The sequence below is a fragment of the Humibacillus xanthopallidus genome, assembly GCF_006717145.1.
GTDB lineage: Bacteria > Actinomycetota > Actinomycetes > Actinomycetales > Dermatophilaceae > Humibacillus > Humibacillus xanthopallidus.
On record NZ_VFQF01000001.1, the window covers coordinates 2,401,694 to 2,420,210 of the forward strand.

Genomic DNA, 18,517 nt, shown 5'->3' on the forward strand with positions numbered 1-18,517 from the left:
TGTGTCACACGCTCTCGCAGCGGCCCCAGGCCCCCCTTCAGGAGGAACCCCGTGAGCACGACCGGCACCCCCACCAGCACCACCACGAGCACCCCCGCGAGCACCCCGACGAGCACCCCGACGAGCACCGAGCGGCCGAGCCGATTCCGTCGGCTGACCGCCCCGAAGAAGCGGGTCATCCGCGACTGGGACCCTGAGGACACGCAGGCCTGGGAGGCCGGCAACCAGGCGATCGCGAAGCGCAACCTCGTCTGGTCGGTGGCGACGGAGCACGTCGGCTTCTCCATCTGGTCGATCTGGTCGGTGATGGTGCTCTTCATGCCGCAGGCCGTCTACGGCTTCACCCCGGCCGACAAGTTCTTCCTCGTCGCGGTGCCGACCCTCGTCGGCGCGGTGCTGCGGGTGCCCTACACGATGGCGACCGCCTTCTTCGGCGGACGCAACTGGGCGATCGTCAGCGGCATCGCGCTGCTCGTGCCGACGACCCTCACCTGGTGGCTCATGGTCAATCCGGGTCACTCGTTCACGACCTTCCTGCTCGTCGCGGGGCTCGCGGGTCTCGGCGGCGGCAACTTCGCCTCGTCGATGACGAACATCAACGCCTTCTACCCGCAGCGGATGAAGGGCTGGGCGCTCGGGCTCAACGCCGGCGGCGGCAACATCGGTGTGCCGGTCATCCAGCTCGTCGGCCTCCTCGTCATCGCGACGCTCGGCAACCGCCGGCCCGAAGTCGTCTGTGCCGTCTACCTCGTGCTGCTCGCCGTCGCGAGCCTCGGCGCCGCCATCTTCATGGACAACCTCGACCACCAGACCGCGAACCCCCGGGCGATGCTCGAGGTGCTGCGCCACCGGGACTCGTGGTTCATCTCGCTGCTCTACATCGGCACCTTCGGCTCGTTCATCGGATTCGGCTTCGCCTTCGGCCAGGTGCTCAACCAGACCTTCCTCGCCGGCCTCACCGGCGGCGCCGCGCCGACGGCCGCCCAGAGTGCCGCCGCGAGCCTGCACGCCGCCCAGATCGCCTTCATCGGACCGCTACTCGGCTCGGTGAGCCGGGTGTGGGGCGGCAAGCTCGCCGACCGCCGCGGAGGCGCCGCCGTGACGCTGTGGACCTTCGTCGGGCTCGCCCTCGCCGGTGTCATCGTCACGCTCGCGGCCCGCTCCGACGACCTGACGGCGGGTGCCGCGACCCCGCTCCAGCTGGCCGGCCTCATCGGCGGCTTCGTCCTCCTCTTCGTCCTCTCCGGCATCGGCAACGGGTCGGTCTACAAGATGATCCCGGTGCTCTTCGAGACGAAGTCAGCCGCGATCGTCGGCCCGGCCGTCGAGCGCACCGCGTGGTCACGCTCGATGTCCGGCGCGCTCATCGGCATCGCCGGTGCGATCGGTGCCCTCGGCGGCGTGCTCATCAACCTCGGTCTGCGGGCCTCCTACCAGGGCGCCAGCCACTCGGCCACGGCGGCGTTCGTCGTCTTCACGGTCTTCTACGTCGCTGCAGCGATGCTGACGAAGGTCCGATACCGCCGATGACGACTACCGCCACGACCCAGAACGCGACGCCGGCGTCAGGGGCCACCGGCCACGCGCCGGCGGGCGTCGAGACGCACTGCGCCTACTGCGGCCTCCAGTGCGCGATGACCCTCACCGGGTCGTCGGCGGCCGACCTCACGGTCACCCCGCGCCGGTTCCCCACCAACCGGGGAGGCCTGTGCCAGAAGGGATGGACGAGTGCCGAGCTGCTTCGCACGCCGGGGCGACTCACGACGCCGCTTCTGCGCCGGGAGGGCGAGCTCGTGCCGGCGTCGTGGGACGAGGCGCTCGAGGTCGTGGCCGACGCCATCGTGAGGACGCAGACGGCATACGGCCGCGATGCTGTCGCCGTCTTCGGCGGTGGCGGTCTGACGAACGAAAAGGCCTACCAGCTGGGCAAGTTCGCGCGGGTTGCTCTGCGCACGAGCCAGATCGACTACAACGGCCGGTGGTGCATGAGCTCGGCCGCCGCGGCCGGGATCCGCTGCTTCGGGCTCGACCGGGGGCTGCCCTTCCCCATCACCGACATCGGGTCGGCGCACGCCGTCCTCCTCCTCGGCGCGAACCCGGCCGAGACGATGCCGCCATTCCTCACCCACCTCGTGCGTGCGGCTGACGCCGGCGGCCTCATGGTCGCCGACCCACGCCTCACGCCGACCGCGGCCAAGGCGCTCGACGGCGGTGGCCTCCACATGCAGCTGCGCCCGGGCACCGATGCGGCGCTCGCCCTCGGCATGGTGCACCTCGCCGTCACGGAGGGGTATGCCGACCGCCGCTTCATCGAGGAACGCACCACGGGCTTCGAGGACCTCTGGACGATCGCGGCGCAGTGGCTGCCGGAGCGGGTCGAGCGCGTCACCGGCGTCGCAGTGACGACGATGCGCGCCGCCGTCGCAGCGCTGGCCCGGGCCCGCGACACCGAGCGCGGCGCCTACATCCTCAGTGCCCGTGGCACGGAGCAGCACGCGAGCGGCACCGACACGGTCACCGCCTTCATCGCCCTCGCCCTCGCCCTCGGCCTGCCCGGCAACCCGGGAACCGGCTTCGGCACGATCACCGGCCAGGGCAACGGTCAGGGCGGCCGCGAGCACGGCCAGAAGGCCGACCAGCTGCCGGGCTACCGCAAGATCGACGACCCGGCCGCGCGGGCGCACGTCGCGGCCGTGTGGGGCGTCGACCCCCGTGACCTGCCGGGCCCGGGGCGCAGCGCGTTCGAGCTGCTCGCGGCCCTCGGCACCGAGGACGGTGCCCGGGTGCTCCTCGTGCACGGCTCCAACCCGGTCGTCTCTGCTCCCGATGCCCGGGTCGTCTCCGAGCGCCTAGGCGCCCTCGACCTGCTCGTCGTGTCGGACTTCGTCCTGTCGGAGACCGCGGCGATCGCCGATGTCGTGCTGCCGGTCCTGCAGTGGGCCGAGGAGGAGGGCACGCTCACCAACCTCGAGGGTCGCGTGCTGCGCCGTCGCCGGGCGCTCGGCGCGCCGGCAGGGTGCCGCAGCGAGCTCGACGTGTGGAGCGAGCTGGCGCGCCGGATCGGTTGCAGCACAGACTTCCCCACCGACCCACGTGTCGTCTTCGACGAGCTGCGCCGTGCCTCGGCCGGCGGCCCGGCCGACTACTCGGCCGTGACGTGGGAGCGGCTCGACGCCGGCGAGAGCCTCCACTGGCCGTGCAGCACCGAACGCCCGCAAGGGACCCCGCGGCTCTTCCTCGACGGTTTCGCAACTCCCGATGGGCGCGCCCGCTTCGTGGCCGTCGACCACGCCGGTCCCGCGGAGGTCGACGACACGGCATACCCCCTGGTTGCGACGACGGGGCGCGTGCTCCAGCACTACCAGTCCGGCGCCCAGACCCGTCTCGTCGCCGAGCTGGCAGCGGCGGCGGGCGACATGTTCGTGCAGGTGCACCCGGAGACCGCGGCGCGAGCCGGACTCGACGAGGGCGACCTCGCCGACGTCGTCAGCCGGCGTGGACGCACCCGCGCTGTCGTCCGGCTCGACGAGGACATGCGTCTCGACGTCGTCTTCCTGCCCTTCCACTGGAGCGGTGACGCGCGGGCCAACTCGCTGACGCACGCCGCCCTCGACCCCACCAGCCGCATGCCGGAGTTCAAGGCGTGCGCCGTCCGCCTGGAGGCCGCCTCATGACCCGCCCGACCCGCCCGACCCGCCACGTGCTCATCGTCGGCAACGGCATGGCCGGCGCACGGCTCGCCGAGGAGATCCGCCACCGCGACCCCGACGCGTCGCGCCTCGCGGTGACGATCGTCGGCGAGGAGCCGCACGCCGCCTACAACCGGGTGCTGCTCTCGACCGTCGTCTCCGGGGCGATCACCCCGCGCGACACGCGGCTCAAGCCCGACGGCTGGTGGGCTGCGCGGCACGTCGACGTCGTCACCGGGGTACGCGTCACCGCGGTCGACACCGCCGCCCGCACCGCGACGCTGGACGCCGAAGGCGAGGCGCGGGTGGTGGCATGGGACGAGCTCGTCCTCGCCACCGGCAGCACCTCCTTCGTCCCCCCGAGCGAGGGGCTGTATGCCGACACGCCCGGACTGCACGCCGAGCTGGCTGACGGTGTCGTGGCCTTCCGCACCGTCGATGACTGCGACCGCATCGTCGACGCCGCCCGATCTGCCTCCACCGCAGTCGTGCTCGGCGGAGGACTCCTGGGTCTCGAAGCCGCCCGGGGGCTGCTCGCCCGGGGTGTCGACGTCACCGTCGTGCACCCGCAGGACTTCCCGATGGACCGCCAGCTCGACTCCGACGGAGGCGCCGTGCTCTCACGCGTCGTGCGGGGCATCGGGGCGCGGCTCGTCCTCGGCCGCTTCGTCGTCGCCCGTCACGCCGCGACCGACGACGAGCCGGCGCACGTCGTGCTCGACGACGGGGGCGCCCTGCCCGCAGACCTCGTCGTCGTCGCCGCCGGAGTCCGCTCGCGCACCGACCTCGCCGTCGCCATGGGCGTCGACGTCGACCGGGCCGTCGTCGTCGACGACCGGTTGTCCACCTCGGTGCCCCATGTGCACGCGATCGGCGAGTGTGCCCAGCACCGTGGTGAGGTGCCCGGCCTCGTGCAGCCCGGCTGGGACCAGGCGCGCGTCCTCGCCGACGTCCTCACCGGCGCCGACCCCGACGCCGTCTACGAGGGCACGAGCGTGCTGACGCGCCTCAAGGCACACGACATCGACCTCGCGAGCATGGGCACCATCGACGTCGACGTGCACGACCCCGGCCACGAGGTGCTGTCGTTCACCGACCCGAGCCGGGGCCGCTACGCCAAGCTCGTGCTCCGTCAGGAGCGGCTCATCGGCGCCATCCTCCTCGGTGTCGGCGACGCGGCAGGAGCCCTGACCCAGCTCTACGACACCGGAGCCGTCGTCCCCCGAGATCGCCTGTCGCTCATGCTCGGTCGCGCGATCACCCGCTCCGGAGCTAAAGAGAGCGTCAACCTCGCCGAGATGCCCGGGGCGGCTGTCGTCTGCCGGTGCAACACGGTGACCAAGGGCGCCATCGTCGGCGCCTTCAGGCAGGGCGCCGACACGGTCGCCGCCCTCGCCGACGCGACCCGGGCCACGACCGGGTGCGGTTCGTGCAAGGGAGCGGTCGACGGGCTCTGCTCATGGCTGCGTTCGTCCGAGCCGACCCCTGCACCAGCCATCTCCTCGCCCACCTCGCGGCCCGCCACGTCCACCGCACCGACCCCCGAACCCGTGCCGGCCGTCGCCGTGCTGACCGAAGGAGCCGCCTGATGTCCACCACCACCGAGCGCCCAGCCGGCCCGACCAGCACGGCGACCCGCACCGTCGTCGTCATCGGCCACGGCATGGTCGGCCACCGCTTCGTCGAAGCCCTGCGGTCGCGTGACACCGACAGCACGTGGAACGTCGTCGTCCTGTCCGAGGAGGCGGACGCGGCATACGACCGCGTGGGGCTCTCGTCCTACGTCGGCGCGTGGGACCGGAGCGCCCTTGCGCTGTCGGGCAACTCGTATGCCGGTGACGACCTCGTGGAAGTGCGCCTCGGCACCCGGGCCGAGCAGATCGACCGCGAGGCCCGCGTGGTCACGACGAGCCAGGGCGAGGTCATCGCCTACGACGCGCTCGTCCTCGCCACCGGCTCCTATCCCTTCGTGCCGCCGGTGCCGGGGCATGACTCCGAGGGCTGCTACGTCTACCGCACGCTCGACGACCTCGACGGCATCCGTGCCCGCGCCGAGGCCGCGATCGCGCGGGCGGCCTCCGAGGGGCGCGAGGCCAACGGGCTCGTCGTCGGCGGCGGCCTGCTCGGCCTCGAGGCCGCCAACGCCCTGCGCCTGCTCGGGCTCACGCCGCACGTCGTCGAGTTCGCCCCGCGGCTCATGCCGCTACAGGTCGACGAGGGCGGGGGCGCCGTCCTCAAGGGCCTCATCAGCAACCTCGGCGTGCAGGTGCACACCGGTGCCGGCACGAGCTCCATCGCCGCCCAGGACGACGGCCGCCTCGCCGTCGAGCTCTCCGACGGCACGGCGCTGCTCACCGACCTCGTCGTCTTCTCGGCCGGGGTCAGGCCGTCCGACGCGGTCGCGCGGGCCGCGGGTCTCGCCGTCGGCGAGCGCGGTGGGGTCACGACCGACGCGACCTGTAGCACGAGCGACGAGAACGTCTGGGCCGTGGGCGAGGTCGCGGCCGTCGAGGGGCGCTGCTACGGCCTCGTCGCACCGGGCTACACGATGGCCGAGGTCGTCGCCGACCGGCTGCTCGGGGGTGAGGCGACCTTCCCCGGCGCCGACCTGTCGACCAAGCTGAAGCTGCTCGGCGTCGACGTCGCGTCCTTCGGGGACGCGATGGCTGCGACACCCGGGGCGCTCGAGATCGTTCACACCGACGCGACCAAGGGGACCTACGCCAAGGTCGTCGTCAGCGACGACGCGCGGACGCTGCTCGGCGGCATACTCGTCGGGGACGCCTCTGCCTACACGACGCTCAAGGCCTACGTCGGACGGGAGGTGCCCGGCGACCCCGGCGCGCTCATCTCTCCGGCAGGCGCCGAGCTCGGCGCGGACGCCCTGCCCGACGACGCCGTCATCTGCTCGTGCAACAACGTCACGAAGGGTTCGATCTGCGGCGCGATCGCCGAGGGGGCCTGCGACCTGGCTGCGATCAAGGGCTGCACAAGCGCCGGAACGACTTGCGGCGGTTGCCTGCCCACCGTCAAGAAGCTTCTCGTCGACTCGGGGGTCGAGCTGTCGAAGGCCCTCTGCGAGCACTTCGAGCAGAGCCGGGCCGAGCTGTTCGAGATCGTCGCCTCCACCGGCATCCGCACCTTCTCTGGGCTCCTCGCGCGCTACGGCGCGGGCACCGGCTGCGAGATCTGCAAGCCGACCGTCGCCTCGATCCTCGCCTCGACGAGCAGCGACCACATCCTCGACGGTGAGCAGGCCGCGCTGCAGGACAGCAACGACCACTTCCTCGCCAACATCCAGAAGAACGGGACCTACTCCGTCGTGCCGCGGATGCCGGGCGGAGAGGTGACGGCCGAGCAGCTCATCACGATCGGCCAGGTCGCCCAGGACTTCGGGCTCTACGTCAAGGTCACCGGCGGGCAGCGCATCGACCTCTTCGGTGCCCGGGTCGAGCAGCTCCCCGCGATCTGGCAGCGCCTCGTCGACGTGGGCATGGAGTCGGGGCAGGCCTACGGCAAGTCGCTGCGCACCGTGAAGTCGTGCGTCGGCTCCACCTGGTGCCGCTTCGGCGTGCAGGACTCGGTGGGCATGGCCGTCGACCTCGAGCACCGCTACCGGGGGCTGCGGTCACCGCACAAGATCAAGTTCGGCGTCTCGGGCTGTGCGCGCGAGTGCGCGGAGGCACGGGGCAAGGACGTCGGGGTCATCGCGACCGACAAGGGCTGGAACCTCTACGTCTGCGGCAACGGCGGCCAGACGCCCGCGCACGCGAAACTGCTCGCGAGCGACCTCGACGACGAGACTCTTGTGCGCTACATCGACCGGTTCCTCATGTTCTACGTCCGCACCGCCGACCGGCTCCAGCGCACGGCGCCGTGGCTCGACGCGCTCGAGGGAGGGCTCGAGCACCTCAAGGCCGTCGTGTGCGAGGACTCGCTCGGCATCGCGGACGACCTCGAGGCCGCGATGGGCCGTCACGTCGAGGGCTACCAGGACGAGTGGAAGGCGGTGCTCGACGACCCCGAGAAGCTCTCGCGCTTCGTGTCCTTCGTCAACGCCCCCGAGGAGGCGGACCCGACCATCGCCTTCGACGAGTCAGGACCGCGCAAGGTGCCGGTGCTGCTCGGTCTGCCCACCGTCCGCGAGAACGTCTGAGCTGCAAGGGAACCCACCATGACAACCCTCATCACAGCTGCCCCGGTCGACGACGTGGCCCCGACGGCTCGCGCTGTCATCCGTCCCGGCGTGCTGCCTGCCCCTGGCGCCAAGCAGTGGGTGCCGGCGTGCCCTGTCGCCCGGCTCGTGCCGGGTCGGGGCGTCGCCGTCCTCCTGCCGCGCGGGCGCCAGGCCGCGCTCTTCCTCCTGCCCAACGGGATGATCTACGCAGTGGGCAACATCGACCCGTATGCCGGCGCCGGCGTCATCTCTCGCGGGCTCACCGGCGACCGCGCCGGCGAGCCCACCGTTGCCTCGCCGCTGCTCAAGCAGGTCTTCTCGCTGCGCACCGGCACCGCCCTCGACGACCCGGAGGTCGCCCTTCCGACGTATGCCGTCCGCGTCCAGCACGGTCTCGTCCGCCTCGGCGTCCCTCACCCCTGACCCCCACGTCGAGTGGCCAAAGTACGCCGCCCCCCTCCCGTCGAGTGGCCAAAATATGCCGCCCCGCCAAAGTCGAGTGGCCACAGTTTGCCGAGTCCAGCCCGTCGAGTGGCCACAGTTTGCCGAGTCCAGCCCGTCGAGTGGCCACAGTTTGCCGGGTCCCGCTCGTCGAGAGGCCAATCCTTGCCGTCGGCCTTTCGGCGAGCCCGAGCAGACCGACCTGCGCGCCGGGACCCCAAAAGCCGACCAACTTCGGCCACGCGACCCATGAGAGGCGACCAAGTGTGGCCACTCGACCCGTGAGAGGCGACGAGGTTTGGCCACTCGACGGGTGGGAGGCGACCAGGTTTGGCCTCTCGACGTGGTGAGGGTCAGGCGGCGGTGACGGCGAGGGCCTCGTGCAGCGCGGCCTCGAGGTCGGTCGTCGGGCGGCCGATGAGGCGCGACAGGTCGCCACTGTCGGTGAAGAGCGCCCCCTGCGCAAGGCCACGGTCGCCGTCGGCGAGCACGGCGGCATACCCCTGCGGGAGTCCGGTCGCGACGAGCGCCGCGGTGTACTCGTCGACCGAGAGGTCGCGATAGGCGATCTCTCGCCCAGCAACACGGCTCAGCACAGCGGCATACTCGCCGAGCGTGAAGGCTTCGTCGCCACCGAGCTCGTAGACCTGGCCCTCGTGGCCCTCCCCCGCGAGCACGACCGCGGCCGCGTCGGCGTAGTCGGCGCGCGTGGCGGCGCTGACGCGACCCGTGCCAGCAGCACCGAGGACGACGCCGTGCTCGAGCGCAGTGCCGACCTGACCGGTGTAGTTCTCGAGGTACCACGAGTTGCGCAGCAGAGCATGCGGCAGCCCCGACGCCGCGAGCAGCTCCTCGGTGGCGCGGTGCTCGGCGGCCAGCACGAGGTCCGAGGCGTCTGCGCGGGTGATGCTCGTGTAGGCGACGAAGCCCACACCAGCGGCCTTGGCGGCCTCGATCACGTTGGTGTGCTGAGCGATTCGCTGACCAACGGCGCTGCCGGAGACGAGGAGCATGCGGTCGACGTCCGCCAGCGCAGCGTCGAGGGATGTGCGGTCGTCGTAGTCGGCACGGCGCACCTCGACGCCGCGCTCGGCGAGGTCGGCGACCGACTCGGGCGTGCGGGCGATGACGACGACGTCGCTCGCCGGCACTCCGCGCTCGAGGAGGGAGTCGACGACGAGGCGGCCGAGGTGGCCGCTGGCACCGGTGACGAGAAGCTTCATGGCGGTCCTTTCACGGACGGTTGCTGGGGTGTGTCACGGGCGACAACCACGGCCACGCCGACCTACTTCCCAGGAGTTAGTACCCACTTTGAAGTAAGGTACTGACATGACAGTAAGTGCCCCGCTGCGCCAGTACTTCCCCGACGGCGTCTTCTCGTCGGGCTGCCCGAGCCGCACCGTGCTCGACCACGTGACGAGCAAGTGGGGCACCCTCGTCATCCTCGCCCTCGCGGAGGGCGAGGCGTTGCGGTGGAGCGAGCTGCGACGGCGCGCCGAGGGGGTCAGCGAGAAGATGCTCGCCCAGACCCTCCGTCAGCTCGAGGCCGACGGCCTCGTGCATCGCGACGCCCGGCCGGTCGTGCCGCCGCACGTCGAGTACTCCCTGACCGACCGCGGCGCCGGGCTCGCCGAGCACATGGTGCCCCTCATGGCCTGGATCGCCGACCACGCGCCGGCCATCGTCTCCGACGCAGAGGCAGCCGCCGCCGCAGCTCCCGGCGCGAACGCAGCCGCGGCGACCGCCTCGGCGGCGACCGTCACACGTTGAGGCGGTAGCCCCGTCGCACGACCGTCTGCACGAGGTGCCGGTCGGGCAGGGCGGCCCGCAGCCGGCTGACCGCCATGTCGAGCGCGTGCTCGTTCTCGGCCTCGGGCAGCTCGTCGAGCAGGCGCTCCCGCGTGCACACCGCCCCGGGCTCCGCCATGAGGGCCGCCAGCATCGCGCGTGGCCCTCGCGCGAGAGTCACCGTCTCGCCGCCGAAGGTCACGACCCTGCCGTGCACGACGAGAGGACCCAGGGCGGTGTCGACCTGGGCGATGCCGTTGAGGGTGAGGTGCTCGACGACCGTGCGGATGAGTGCGCCCATCCGGAAGCGGTCGGGCACGATCGGCACGATCCCCGCGTCGATGAGCGGTGCCGCGGTGACGGGTCCGACTGCAGCAGCCGTCACTCCGCAGCGCATCGCATCGAGGAGCACGCCGTCCATGCCGAGCTGCGCTGCGGCAGAAACCAACCCGTCGACCGCGGGCGCCGACGTGAACGTCACGACGTCGACCTCGCGGGACGCGACGGCCATGACAAGGCGGCCGAGACGGCTCTCGTCGGTCGGTCGCACCCAGCGGTAGGGCGCGACCGTCAGCACTGCCGCCCCCGCCGACCGCAGCCGCTCGAGCTGCTCGACGTCCTCGTGCCCGTGGAGCTGCACCGCGACACGCTTGCCGCGCACCCCGGCCTCGAGCGCCAGCGTGACGGTCGAGGCGGTGCGCTCGTCGTCGGCGATGCCGTCGTCGTCGTGGCCCGCGGCGCGCACGGCTCCCCGCGCCTTGGGGCCGCGCACGATGATGCGGGCGCGGTCGAGCGCGCGGGCGAGGTCCTCCCCGAGACCCGCGGCGTCGGCGCACTCGATCCAGCGACGGAAGCCGTATGCCGTCGTCACGATCACGATGTCGGGCCGGCTCTCGATGACGGCACGGGTGTCGCCGATGAGGATCTCGTCCTCGTCGACCGGCGCGATGCGCACGGCCGGGGCGTGGATCACCTCGGCGCCGCGCCGCACGAAGGCGTCGACGAGGTCGGCGGACCTGCGGTCGGAGGTGACAGCGATGCGGAAGCCCGCGAGCACCGAGCCGCTCGGCTCGGTGCGCGCGGTGTCGGGGTCCGGGCCGGTCAGCTGATCGGACCATGCGGTGGACGGGTGGGGGCGGGCATCGCTCATCCGACGACCTCGAGCACGCGAGCACCCGCGCGCCGAGCCCAGACCTCCGACTGGCGCACCACCTCGCCGATGACGATGACAGCGGGCGAGGCCGCGCCGTTGCGCTCCACGAGGCCGGGCAGCGTGCCGAGGGTTCCGACGAGGCTGCGCTGGTCGGGCGTGAATCCACGCTCAACGACGGCGGCGGGGGTGTCGGGGTCGAGGCCGGACCGCTCGAGCGCCGCGGCGATGGGCACGAGGTTGTGCATGCCCATGAGCACGACGACCGTGCCCCCGAGCTGCGCGAGCCCCCTCGCCCGCTCGTCCTCGAGCGGCACGTGGCCGGAGAGGATGGTCACGACGTGGCTGACGCCGCGGTGGGTGACGGGGATGCCGGCAGCCCCCGGCACACCGACGGCCGAGGACACCCCGGGGATGACGGTCACGGGCACGCCCGCGTCGACGGCAGCCGCGACCTCCTCGCCGCCGCGGCCGAAGACGTAGGGGTCCCCGCCCTTCAGCCTCACGACGGTGAGACCGGCGAGCGCCCGCTCGACCATGATGCGCTCGATCTTGGTCTGGGGGACGGCGTGGTGGCCAGGCAGCTTGCCGACGTCGATGACCTCGGCCCCCGGTGCGAGCGCTGCGACGTCGCCCACCTCCGCGAGCCGGTCGGTGAGCACGACGTCGGCGTCCGCGAGCGCGCGCAACCCGTCGAGGGTCAGCAGGCCCGCGCTGCCGGGGCCGGCGCCGACGAGGACGACCCGCCCGCGCGCGGCGTTAGGCGCAGCCTCCTCGACGAGCAGGACCGAGCCGACCAGCGCCGCCCTCGCCTGCCCCCAGTCGCGGGCCGCGCCCACGAGCACCGCGACCCGCGCCCACTCCGCGAGGACGGGCGTGAGCCCCGAGGCCGACTCCACGGCGATGACCTGGGCGCCGCCCCGCCTATAGCGACGCACGGCCGGGTCGGTCTGGCCGGTCGGGCCGATGACGAGCACCGGCAGCCCGGTGATGTCGGTCTCGATGAGCATGTGCGCCTCCCCACGTGCGGCTCCGGTATGCCGCACGGCGGGCGCATCGGACGCGTGGCTGTCGTGTGGCGGGTGCAGTGACTCAACGGTAGGGACGGCGTGTTTCGCTGGCGTTTCCGGATGGCGATGCCCCGGTAACGCCCCACTCACCCCCGCCCGTGAACGCTGTGCGGTGGCGCAGCGGCCGGGGTGCGAGAGTGGGCGCATGGGATCCGACGCCCCTGCCCTCATCGCCTGCTCCCACGGCACCGCCTCGCCTGCCGGGCAGGCGGCCGTCGCTGCGCTCGTCGCCGCGGTCGCCGCCGCCCGGCCCGACCTCGAGGTGCACGAGGCGTTCGTCGACGTCCAGCAGCCCGACCCAGCACAGGTGCTGGGGACGTTGTCGCCCGACCGTCAGGCGCGCCTCGTGCCCCTGCTGCTGTCGGCCGGCTACCACGTCTTCGTCGACCTCTCCGACATCGCAGCCGACCGCGCGGGCACCGACGTCACCGGGGCGCTCGGCCCCGACCCGCGGCTCGTCGCCCTGCTGCACCGCCGGCTCGTCGCCGCGGGTCTGCGCGACGGCGACCGCGTCGTGCTCGCCGCGGCCGGGTCCTCCGACGCTCGCGCTGTGACCGACTGCGCCGCCATGGCGGAGTCCCTCGCAGGCCTGGTCGGGTCGCCCGTCACCCCTGCCTTCCTCTCCGCCGCCGAGCCGCGTCTCGCGGATGCCGTTGCCGCACAGCGCGATTCAGCGTATGCCGTGCAGGACGGTCAGTCGGTCACACCTCCCCGCGTCGTCGTCGCGACCTACCTGCTCGCTCCCGGCTACTTCGCCGACGTGGCCGCCGCGAGCGGCGCAGACGTCGTCACCCCACCGCTGCTCCTGCCCGGCGAGCCCCCACCGCCGGAGCTCGTCGACATCGTCATCGAGCGCCACCTCGGCTGACCGGAGCATCGTCCGTGCCGACGCCCAACCACTACGTGACGCTCGCCGCACCGGCCCGTTCGGAGGTCGAGGTGCGGCGGTCACGCTTCGTGTGCGACGTGCGGCCGGTGTCGTCCGAGGCCGAGGCCCGTGCCGCCGTGGAGCAGGTTCGCTCCTCGAGCCGCGACGCGCGTCACCACTGCACCGCCTTCGTGCTCGGGCCGGAGGGGGCGACGACGCGCAGCAACGACGACGGCGAACCCTCGGGCACGGCCGGGGCGCCGATGCTCGACGTACTGAGGGGTCGCGGCCTCACCGATGTCGTCGCGGTGGTGACGCGGTGGTTCGGTGGCACGCTGCTGGGCACGGGCGGCCTCATCCGCGCCTATGGGGACGCCGTGTCGCTCGCCCTCGACGACGCGAGCCTCGTCCGGATGGAGCTGCGCGAGGGGCTCGTCGTCGAGGTGGACCACGCCGTCGGCCCCCGTCTCGAGCACGCGCTGCGCGGCCGGGCCGGCGTCGAGGTCATGGCCGTCGACTATCTCAGCCGGGGCGTGCGACTGCACGTCGCGGCTGCTCCGGGCGCGGTCGGTGACGTGGAGCGAACGGTCGCCGTCCTCGCGTCGGGCACCGGCTCCGTCACGGCGGGCGATCCGTCCTGGGTGCCGAGCGACATCGACGCACCCGAGGGGCCCGACGGTCCCCGCGGAGCCGGGCTCGACGAGGCGACCTGAGCGAGAGCATGCCCGCGCGTCGCAAGCGCACCCCGGCGTGACGGCATACGGGAGGATGGTCGCCATGGCACTCCACCTCGGCTCCACCGACGCCGCCAACGAGCTCCTCGAGCGCGACCCCCTGGCCCTGTTGCTCGGCATGCAGCTCGACCAGCAGATCCCGATGGAGAAGGCCTTCACCTCTCCGAGCGTGCTCGCCGAGCGGATGGGTGTGCCCCCCGGTGGGCGTCTCGATGCCGCAGCCATCGCGGCGCTGCCGCCTGAGACGCTGCTCGAGCACTTCCGCACCCCGCCCGCGCTGCACCGCTTCCCGGGGTCCATGGCGACGCGCACGCAGCAGCTGTGCCAGGCCCTCGTCGACGAGTGGGGCGGCGACGCGGCCAACGTGTGGAGCGGCGTCGACAGCGGCGCCGAGCTGGTGCGGCGCATCGGCAGCCTGCCCGGCTTCGGCGACCAGAAGGCACGGATCTTCGCGGCCCTGCTGGCCAAGCAGTTCGGGGTGACCCCGGACGGCTGGGAGGCGGCCACCGGCGACTACGGCAAGCCGGGGCACCGCTCGATCGCCGACGTCGTCGACGCCGGCTCACGGCTCAAGGTGCGCGAGTTCAAGAAGGCGAAGAAGGCCGAGGCCAAGGCGGCCGCGGAGGCCTGACCGGATGCGCCCTGTCACGCCCACGGATGCGTCAGTGGACGAGGACCCGGACGGTCCATGAGCCCTGGCCGGGGCCGCACGGCAGGGCTTCACCGCACGTGGTGCGGCTCGCACGCACGTCGGCAGTGCCGGCGCCCGTGGCGCGATAGCGGGCCACGACCGTGCCGCACCCGATCCCGGGCAGGCACGTGCCACGCGGTGCTGGAGTGATGGTCTCCTCCCCGATCTGGGTGACTCCTGGCCCGGGCGGCGCGAAACGCCAGTAGGTGTTGGAAGGGTGGCCACGACGACGTCACCGATCGCGACATCCACGGTGTGGCCGTTGTCCCCCTCGGTGATGTCCACCTGTCCCGCCACTGACGGCGGGGGGCTCGTCGGCGTGACGGGAGCGGTGATCGTGGTGCTGGGCAGTGAGGAGCTGCTCGTGGAGCTTGCGCGTTCTCGCCCGACGTCGCTCCCGCCCGTCGAAACCCCGTGCGTCCTGACTTGCCATTCAGCTCCACCTCCCGGAGATGGTGCCGGGCGGTGCGGAGCACACGGTGAAGTGGACCACCCCGAGCACCGCTCCGGCACATGTGACGACGCCTGAGCTGGGCGTCCTTTCAACGGTAGGCCTGCCCGCGACCATCGTCAGCAGTTCACAGAAACTTGCTAATCCAATTTCCTTTCAGGGCAGTAGAATTCACGGATAGATGCCCGAATATGTTTGCGCAGCAACAAGTCTCACAATGGCAGTGAGAGCCGTCGCGAGATTCGTGGCAGGGTGCAGCAGCGCCGGGACCCGGTATCGGTGGCGCGGACGCGCTGCATCGCATGGGTGATGCCTGTGCTGCTGTGGGCTTCACGCCTTCCTGGTGGCTGCAGACGAATGTCGTCCGGCCGGACACCGCGCTCAGTCGCGATGTCGCACGGGCGTGTGGATCAGTGACGATCGACGAACAGCGCCCGGCGAATGCTGCTGCGCCTCACAGTGTCCCACCGCGGCGCCGGACGCGTAGGCAAAAGGAGCCAGACAGCGAAGCCGACGTCGCAGTCGCTGCGCCCGGTCTCCGCCGAGGAGAACTCGGCGTTCGCCGCGGCCGCGCCAAAAGGCATACGGCCTCCGCATCATCCCCGTTCAGGGTGCCGTGGGTCGCCGACGGCGTGTCGGCCTAGAGCCTCGGCGACGAGGTCTGGGCCGACCTCGCTGCTGATCGACCTGCCGGCCGCCGGCCTCTTGTCAGTCGGCGAGGAAGGAGAGCAGGTCGGCGCGGGTCAGGACACCGACGGGCTTGCCGTCGTCGACGACGAGGATCGCGTCGCTGGCCTCCAGCTCCTTGCGGGCAGCCGAGACGGGCGAGCCGGCACCGACGAGGGGCAGACCGGGCTCGATGTGCTTCTCGACGGCGTCGGCAAGGTGCGCACGCCCCGTGAAGAGCGCGTCGAGCAGGGCGCGCTCGCTGACGGAGCCGGCGACCTCTCCGGACATGACCGGCGGCTCGGCCTTGACGACCGGCATCTGCGAGACGCCGTACTCCTTGAGGATCTGCACCGCGTCGCGGATCGTCTCGCCGGGGTGGGTGTGCACGAGGGCAGGCATGTCGCCGGACTTCGAGCGCAGCACGTCGCCGACCGTCTGCTCCGTGTGGTCGGTGAGGAACCCGTAGGAGTGCATCCACTCGTCGTTGAAGATCTTCGACATGTAGCCGCGACCCGAGTCGGGCAGGAGCACGACGACGACGGCGTCCTCGGGCAGGTCCTTGGCGGCGCGCAGCGCCGCGACGACAGCCATGCCGCACGAGCCGCCGACGAGCAGTCCCTCCTCGCGGGCGAGGCGGCGGGTCATCTCGAAGGAATCCGCGTCGGACACGGCGATGACCTCGTCCACCACCGACGGGTCGTAGGCGCCGGGCCAGAAGTCCTCACCGACACCCTCGACGAGATACGGCCGGCCGCTGCCGCCGGAGTAGACCGAGCCCTCGGGGTCGGCGGCGATGATGCGCACGGCGCCGTCGCTGACCTCCTTGAGGTACTTGCCGGTGCCGCTGATCGTGCCGCCGGTGCCGGCGCCCGCGACGAAGTGGGTGACGCGTCCGTCGGTGTCGCGCCAGATCTCCGGACCGGTCGTCAGGTAGTGGCTGTTCGGGCCTTCGGGGTTGTAGTACTGGTTGGGCTTCCACGCGCCGTCGATCTCGCGGACGAGGCGGTCGGACACCGAGTAGTAGGAGTCAGGGTGCTCCGGCTCGACCGCGGTCGGGCACACGACGACCTCGGCGCCGTAGGCCTTGAGGACGTCGCGCTTGTCCTGGCTCACCTTGTCGGGGCAGACGAAGACGCAGGAGTAGCCGCGGCGCTGTGCGACGAGCGCGAGCCCGACGCCGGTGTTGCCGCTCGTCGGCTCGACGATCGTGCCGCCGGGCTTGAGGACGCCCTCGCGCTCGGCCGCCTCGACCATGCGCAGGGCGATGCGGTCCTTGACCGAGCCACCGGGGTTGAAGTACTCGACCTTCGCGAGGACCGTGCACGTCACCCCCGCGTCCTTGACGACGGAGCCGAGCTTGACGAGGGGGGTGTTGCCGACGAGGTCTGCGACGTTCTCTGCATACTTCACCGCACCATCCTAGGCGTGCCGCCGACCCCTCCCACCTGACGGAGCCCGGCACAGCTCGTCGGTGCCGCGGGTTACCGTGGTCCTCCACGAACCGCGGAGCAGGAGGAGTCACGCTCATGGGACGCGCACGTCGCGCACGCAGGATCGCCCAGACCGCCGCCTTCGGTGGCGGTGTCGGGGTGGCGGGGCTCGGAGCGATCGGCGCCCTCTCCTACGGCGTGCTGCGCGTCGAGGCGGCACTGACGCGGCGGATCGTCGGCCAGCGCTTCGAGGCGCCTCCGGTCGACGCGGGGCGCTACGGCTCGGGGTCGGGCACGACGATCCGGATCGTCGTGCTCGGCGACTCGACGGCCGCGGGTCTCGGCGTCGACCACCCGCACGAGACGATCGGGGCCACGATCGCCAACGGGGTGGCGGCCTTCAGCGGCCGGCCCGTCGAGGTCACCAACGTGGCCGTCGTCGGCGCCGAGTCCCCCGGGCTCGAGAGCCAGCTCGACCGGGCCCTTGCCGAGACTCCCTCTCCCGACGTCGCGCTCCTGCTCATCGGCGCCAACGACGTCACCCACCGCATCGACCGCTCGGTCGCCGTGCGCCACCTCGAGATGACGGTGCGGCGCCTTCGCGAGAACGGCGCCGAGGTGGTCGTCGGCACGTGCCCCGACCTCGGCGCCGTCGAGCCCGTGCCGCAGCCGCTGCGATGGCTCGCACGCCGCTGGTCGCGCGACCTCGCCGCCGCCCAGACGGTCGCGGTCGTCGAGGCCGGCGGCAGAGCCGTCTCGATCGGCGACATGCTCGGCCACGTCTTCTCCGCCGACCCCAAGACGATGTTCAGCGAGGACCGCTTCCACCCGAGCGCCGCCGGTTACGCGCGCGTGGCCGCCGCCCTCCTGCCGTCCGTCAGCGCCGCCCTCGACCTCTTCGGCGAGCGGACGACCCCGACCCGTCCGAGCCCCCAGCGCGGCGAGGGCATCGGCCCCGTCGCCAAGGCAGCGACCCGGGCGGTCGCCCACCCCGGCACTGAGGTCGCCCCTGCCGAGATCGCCGGCCAGTCGCGCGGGCGTCAGGGCCGGTGGGCGGTGCTCCTGCACCGCATGCGCCCGGCCGTCCCGGCCTCCACCGCCGACCCGCAGCCGGTCCCCCACGGGCCGAGCACCGGCACCGACACCGCCGACGTCACCGCAGCCGAGCCCGTGTCACCCGACGGGCGTATGCCGTCCCGCGAGGATGCGCCCAGCCGCTGAGCCGGTCTGTGGCTCGGCCCCGAGCCCGTGGCGCGGCACCGGACGGTGGCGCCGGGTGCCCACCGAGTGCGCGACTCGGGCGTGCAAGCGCAGCTCCGGCAGGCGGCATACGGCAGGGGTCGTCCGCCACGACGGCGA

The 18,517-nt window shown here is 72.3% G+C and carries 14 protein-coding genes; 10 read left to right on the forward strand and 4 right to left on the reverse strand.

What is annotated here, in order from left to right:
* Positions 1 to 51 precede the first annotated feature (51 nt).
* The 5 genes from FHX52_RS10530 to nirD are packed head-to-tail and all read left to right on the forward strand — an operon-like array spanning position 52 to position 8,289.
* Entirely contained in the window at positions 52 to 1,530 is a 1,479-nt protein-coding gene (locus FHX52_RS10530; RefSeq protein ID WP_185747184.1) for a nitrate/nitrite transporter, read from the forward strand.
* The gene (locus tag FHX52_RS10535; protein ID WP_221630537.1) at positions 1,527 to 3,674 is read left to right on the forward strand and encodes a molybdopterin oxidoreductase family protein; all 2,148 of its coding nucleotides are present in this window, start codon (positions 1,527 to 1,529) and stop codon (positions 3,672 to 3,674) included. The genes FHX52_RS10530 and FHX52_RS10535 overlap by 4 nt, the downstream gene beginning before the upstream one ends.
* The gene (locus FHX52_RS10540) at positions 3,671 to 5,278 is read left to right on the forward strand and encodes an FAD-dependent oxidoreductase (RefSeq protein WP_141821835.1); all 1,608 of its coding nucleotides are present in this window, start codon (positions 3,671 to 3,673) and stop codon (positions 5,276 to 5,278) included. The genes FHX52_RS10535 and FHX52_RS10540 overlap by 4 nt, the downstream gene beginning before the upstream one ends.
* Positions 5,278 to 7,845 (forward strand): nitrite reductase large subunit NirB, encoded by a 2,568-nt coding sequence (gene nirB / locus FHX52_RS10545; RefSeq protein WP_141821836.1) that lies wholly within the window; start codon positions 5,278 to 5,280, stop codon positions 7,843 to 7,845. The genes FHX52_RS10540 and nirB overlap by 1 nt, the downstream gene beginning before the upstream one ends.
* Positions 7,846 to 7,863: 18 nt before the next feature.
* Entirely contained in the window at positions 7,864 to 8,289 is a 426-nt protein-coding gene (nirD, locus tag FHX52_RS10550) for a nitrite reductase small subunit NirD (protein ID WP_141821837.1), read from the forward strand.
* Between the two features lie 371 nt (positions 8,290 to 8,660).
* Here the strand turns inward: nirD and FHX52_RS10555 are convergent, their stop codons facing one another.
* Entirely contained in the window at positions 8,661 to 9,530 is an 870-nt protein-coding gene (locus tag FHX52_RS10555) for an SDR family oxidoreductase (RefSeq protein WP_141821838.1), read from the reverse strand.
* 106 nt (positions 9,531 to 9,636) lie between these two features.
* Between FHX52_RS10555 and FHX52_RS10560 the strand changes: the two genes are divergently transcribed.
* The gene (locus FHX52_RS10560) at positions 9,637 to 10,077 is read left to right on the forward strand and encodes a winged helix-turn-helix transcriptional regulator (RefSeq protein ID WP_141821839.1); all 441 of its coding nucleotides are present in this window, start codon (positions 9,637 to 9,639) and stop codon (positions 10,075 to 10,077) included.
* Here the strand turns inward: FHX52_RS10560 and FHX52_RS10565 are convergent.
* Together FHX52_RS10565 and cobA are read right to left on the reverse strand one after the other, a co-directional pair.
* On the reverse strand, positions 10,067 to 11,245 hold the full coding sequence (locus tag FHX52_RS10565; RefSeq protein ID WP_141821840.1) for a uroporphyrinogen-III synthase: 1,179 nt from the start codon (positions 11,243 to 11,245) through the stop codon (positions 10,067 to 10,069). The two genes, FHX52_RS10560 and FHX52_RS10565, sit on opposite strands and share 11 nt — an antisense overlap.
* Positions 11,242 to 12,255 carry a uroporphyrinogen-III C-methyltransferase gene (cobA, locus tag FHX52_RS10570; RefSeq protein WP_141821841.1) on the reverse strand — a complete coding sequence of 338 codons (1,014 nt, stop codon included), beginning with the start codon at positions 12,253 to 12,255 and terminating at the stop codon, positions 11,242 to 11,244. Before cobA ends, FHX52_RS10565 begins: the two co-directional genes overlap by 4 nt.
* A 205-nt stretch (positions 12,256 to 12,460) precedes the next feature.
* On the opposite strand from cobA, the gene FHX52_RS10575 reads away from it, so the two are divergent.
* From FHX52_RS10575 to FHX52_RS10585, 3 genes are all read left to right on the forward strand, one after another.
* On the forward strand, positions 12,461 to 13,183 hold the full coding sequence (locus tag FHX52_RS10575; RefSeq protein WP_141821842.1) for a sirohydrochlorin chelatase: 723 nt from the start codon (positions 12,461 to 12,463) through the stop codon (positions 13,181 to 13,183).
* A 14-nt stretch (positions 13,184 to 13,197) separates the two neighbouring features.
* Positions 13,198 to 13,896: an IMPACT family protein gene (locus tag FHX52_RS10580; RefSeq protein WP_141821843.1), complete on the forward strand. Its 699-nt coding sequence runs from the start codon at positions 13,198 to 13,200 to the stop codon at positions 13,894 to 13,896.
* Between the two features lie 64 nt (positions 13,897 to 13,960).
* Positions 13,961 to 14,548: an HhH-GPD-type base excision DNA repair protein gene (locus FHX52_RS10585; protein ID WP_141821844.1), complete on the forward strand. Its 588-nt coding sequence runs from the start codon at positions 13,961 to 13,963 to the stop codon at positions 14,546 to 14,548.
* Between the two features lie 1,219 nt (positions 14,549 to 15,767).
* On the opposite strand, the gene FHX52_RS10590 is transcribed toward FHX52_RS10585, so the two are convergent.
* Entirely contained in the window at positions 15,768 to 17,138 is a 1,371-nt protein-coding gene (locus tag FHX52_RS10590; protein ID WP_141821845.1) for a cystathionine beta-synthase, read from the reverse strand.
* A gap of 116 nt (positions 17,139 to 17,254) precedes the next feature.
* Between FHX52_RS10590 and FHX52_RS10595 the strand changes: the two genes are divergently transcribed.
* Entirely contained in the window at positions 17,255 to 18,379 is a 1,125-nt protein-coding gene (locus FHX52_RS10595; protein WP_141821846.1) for an SGNH/GDSL hydrolase family protein, read from the forward strand.
* The last annotated feature ends 138 nt before the right edge of the window (positions 18,380 to 18,517 follow it).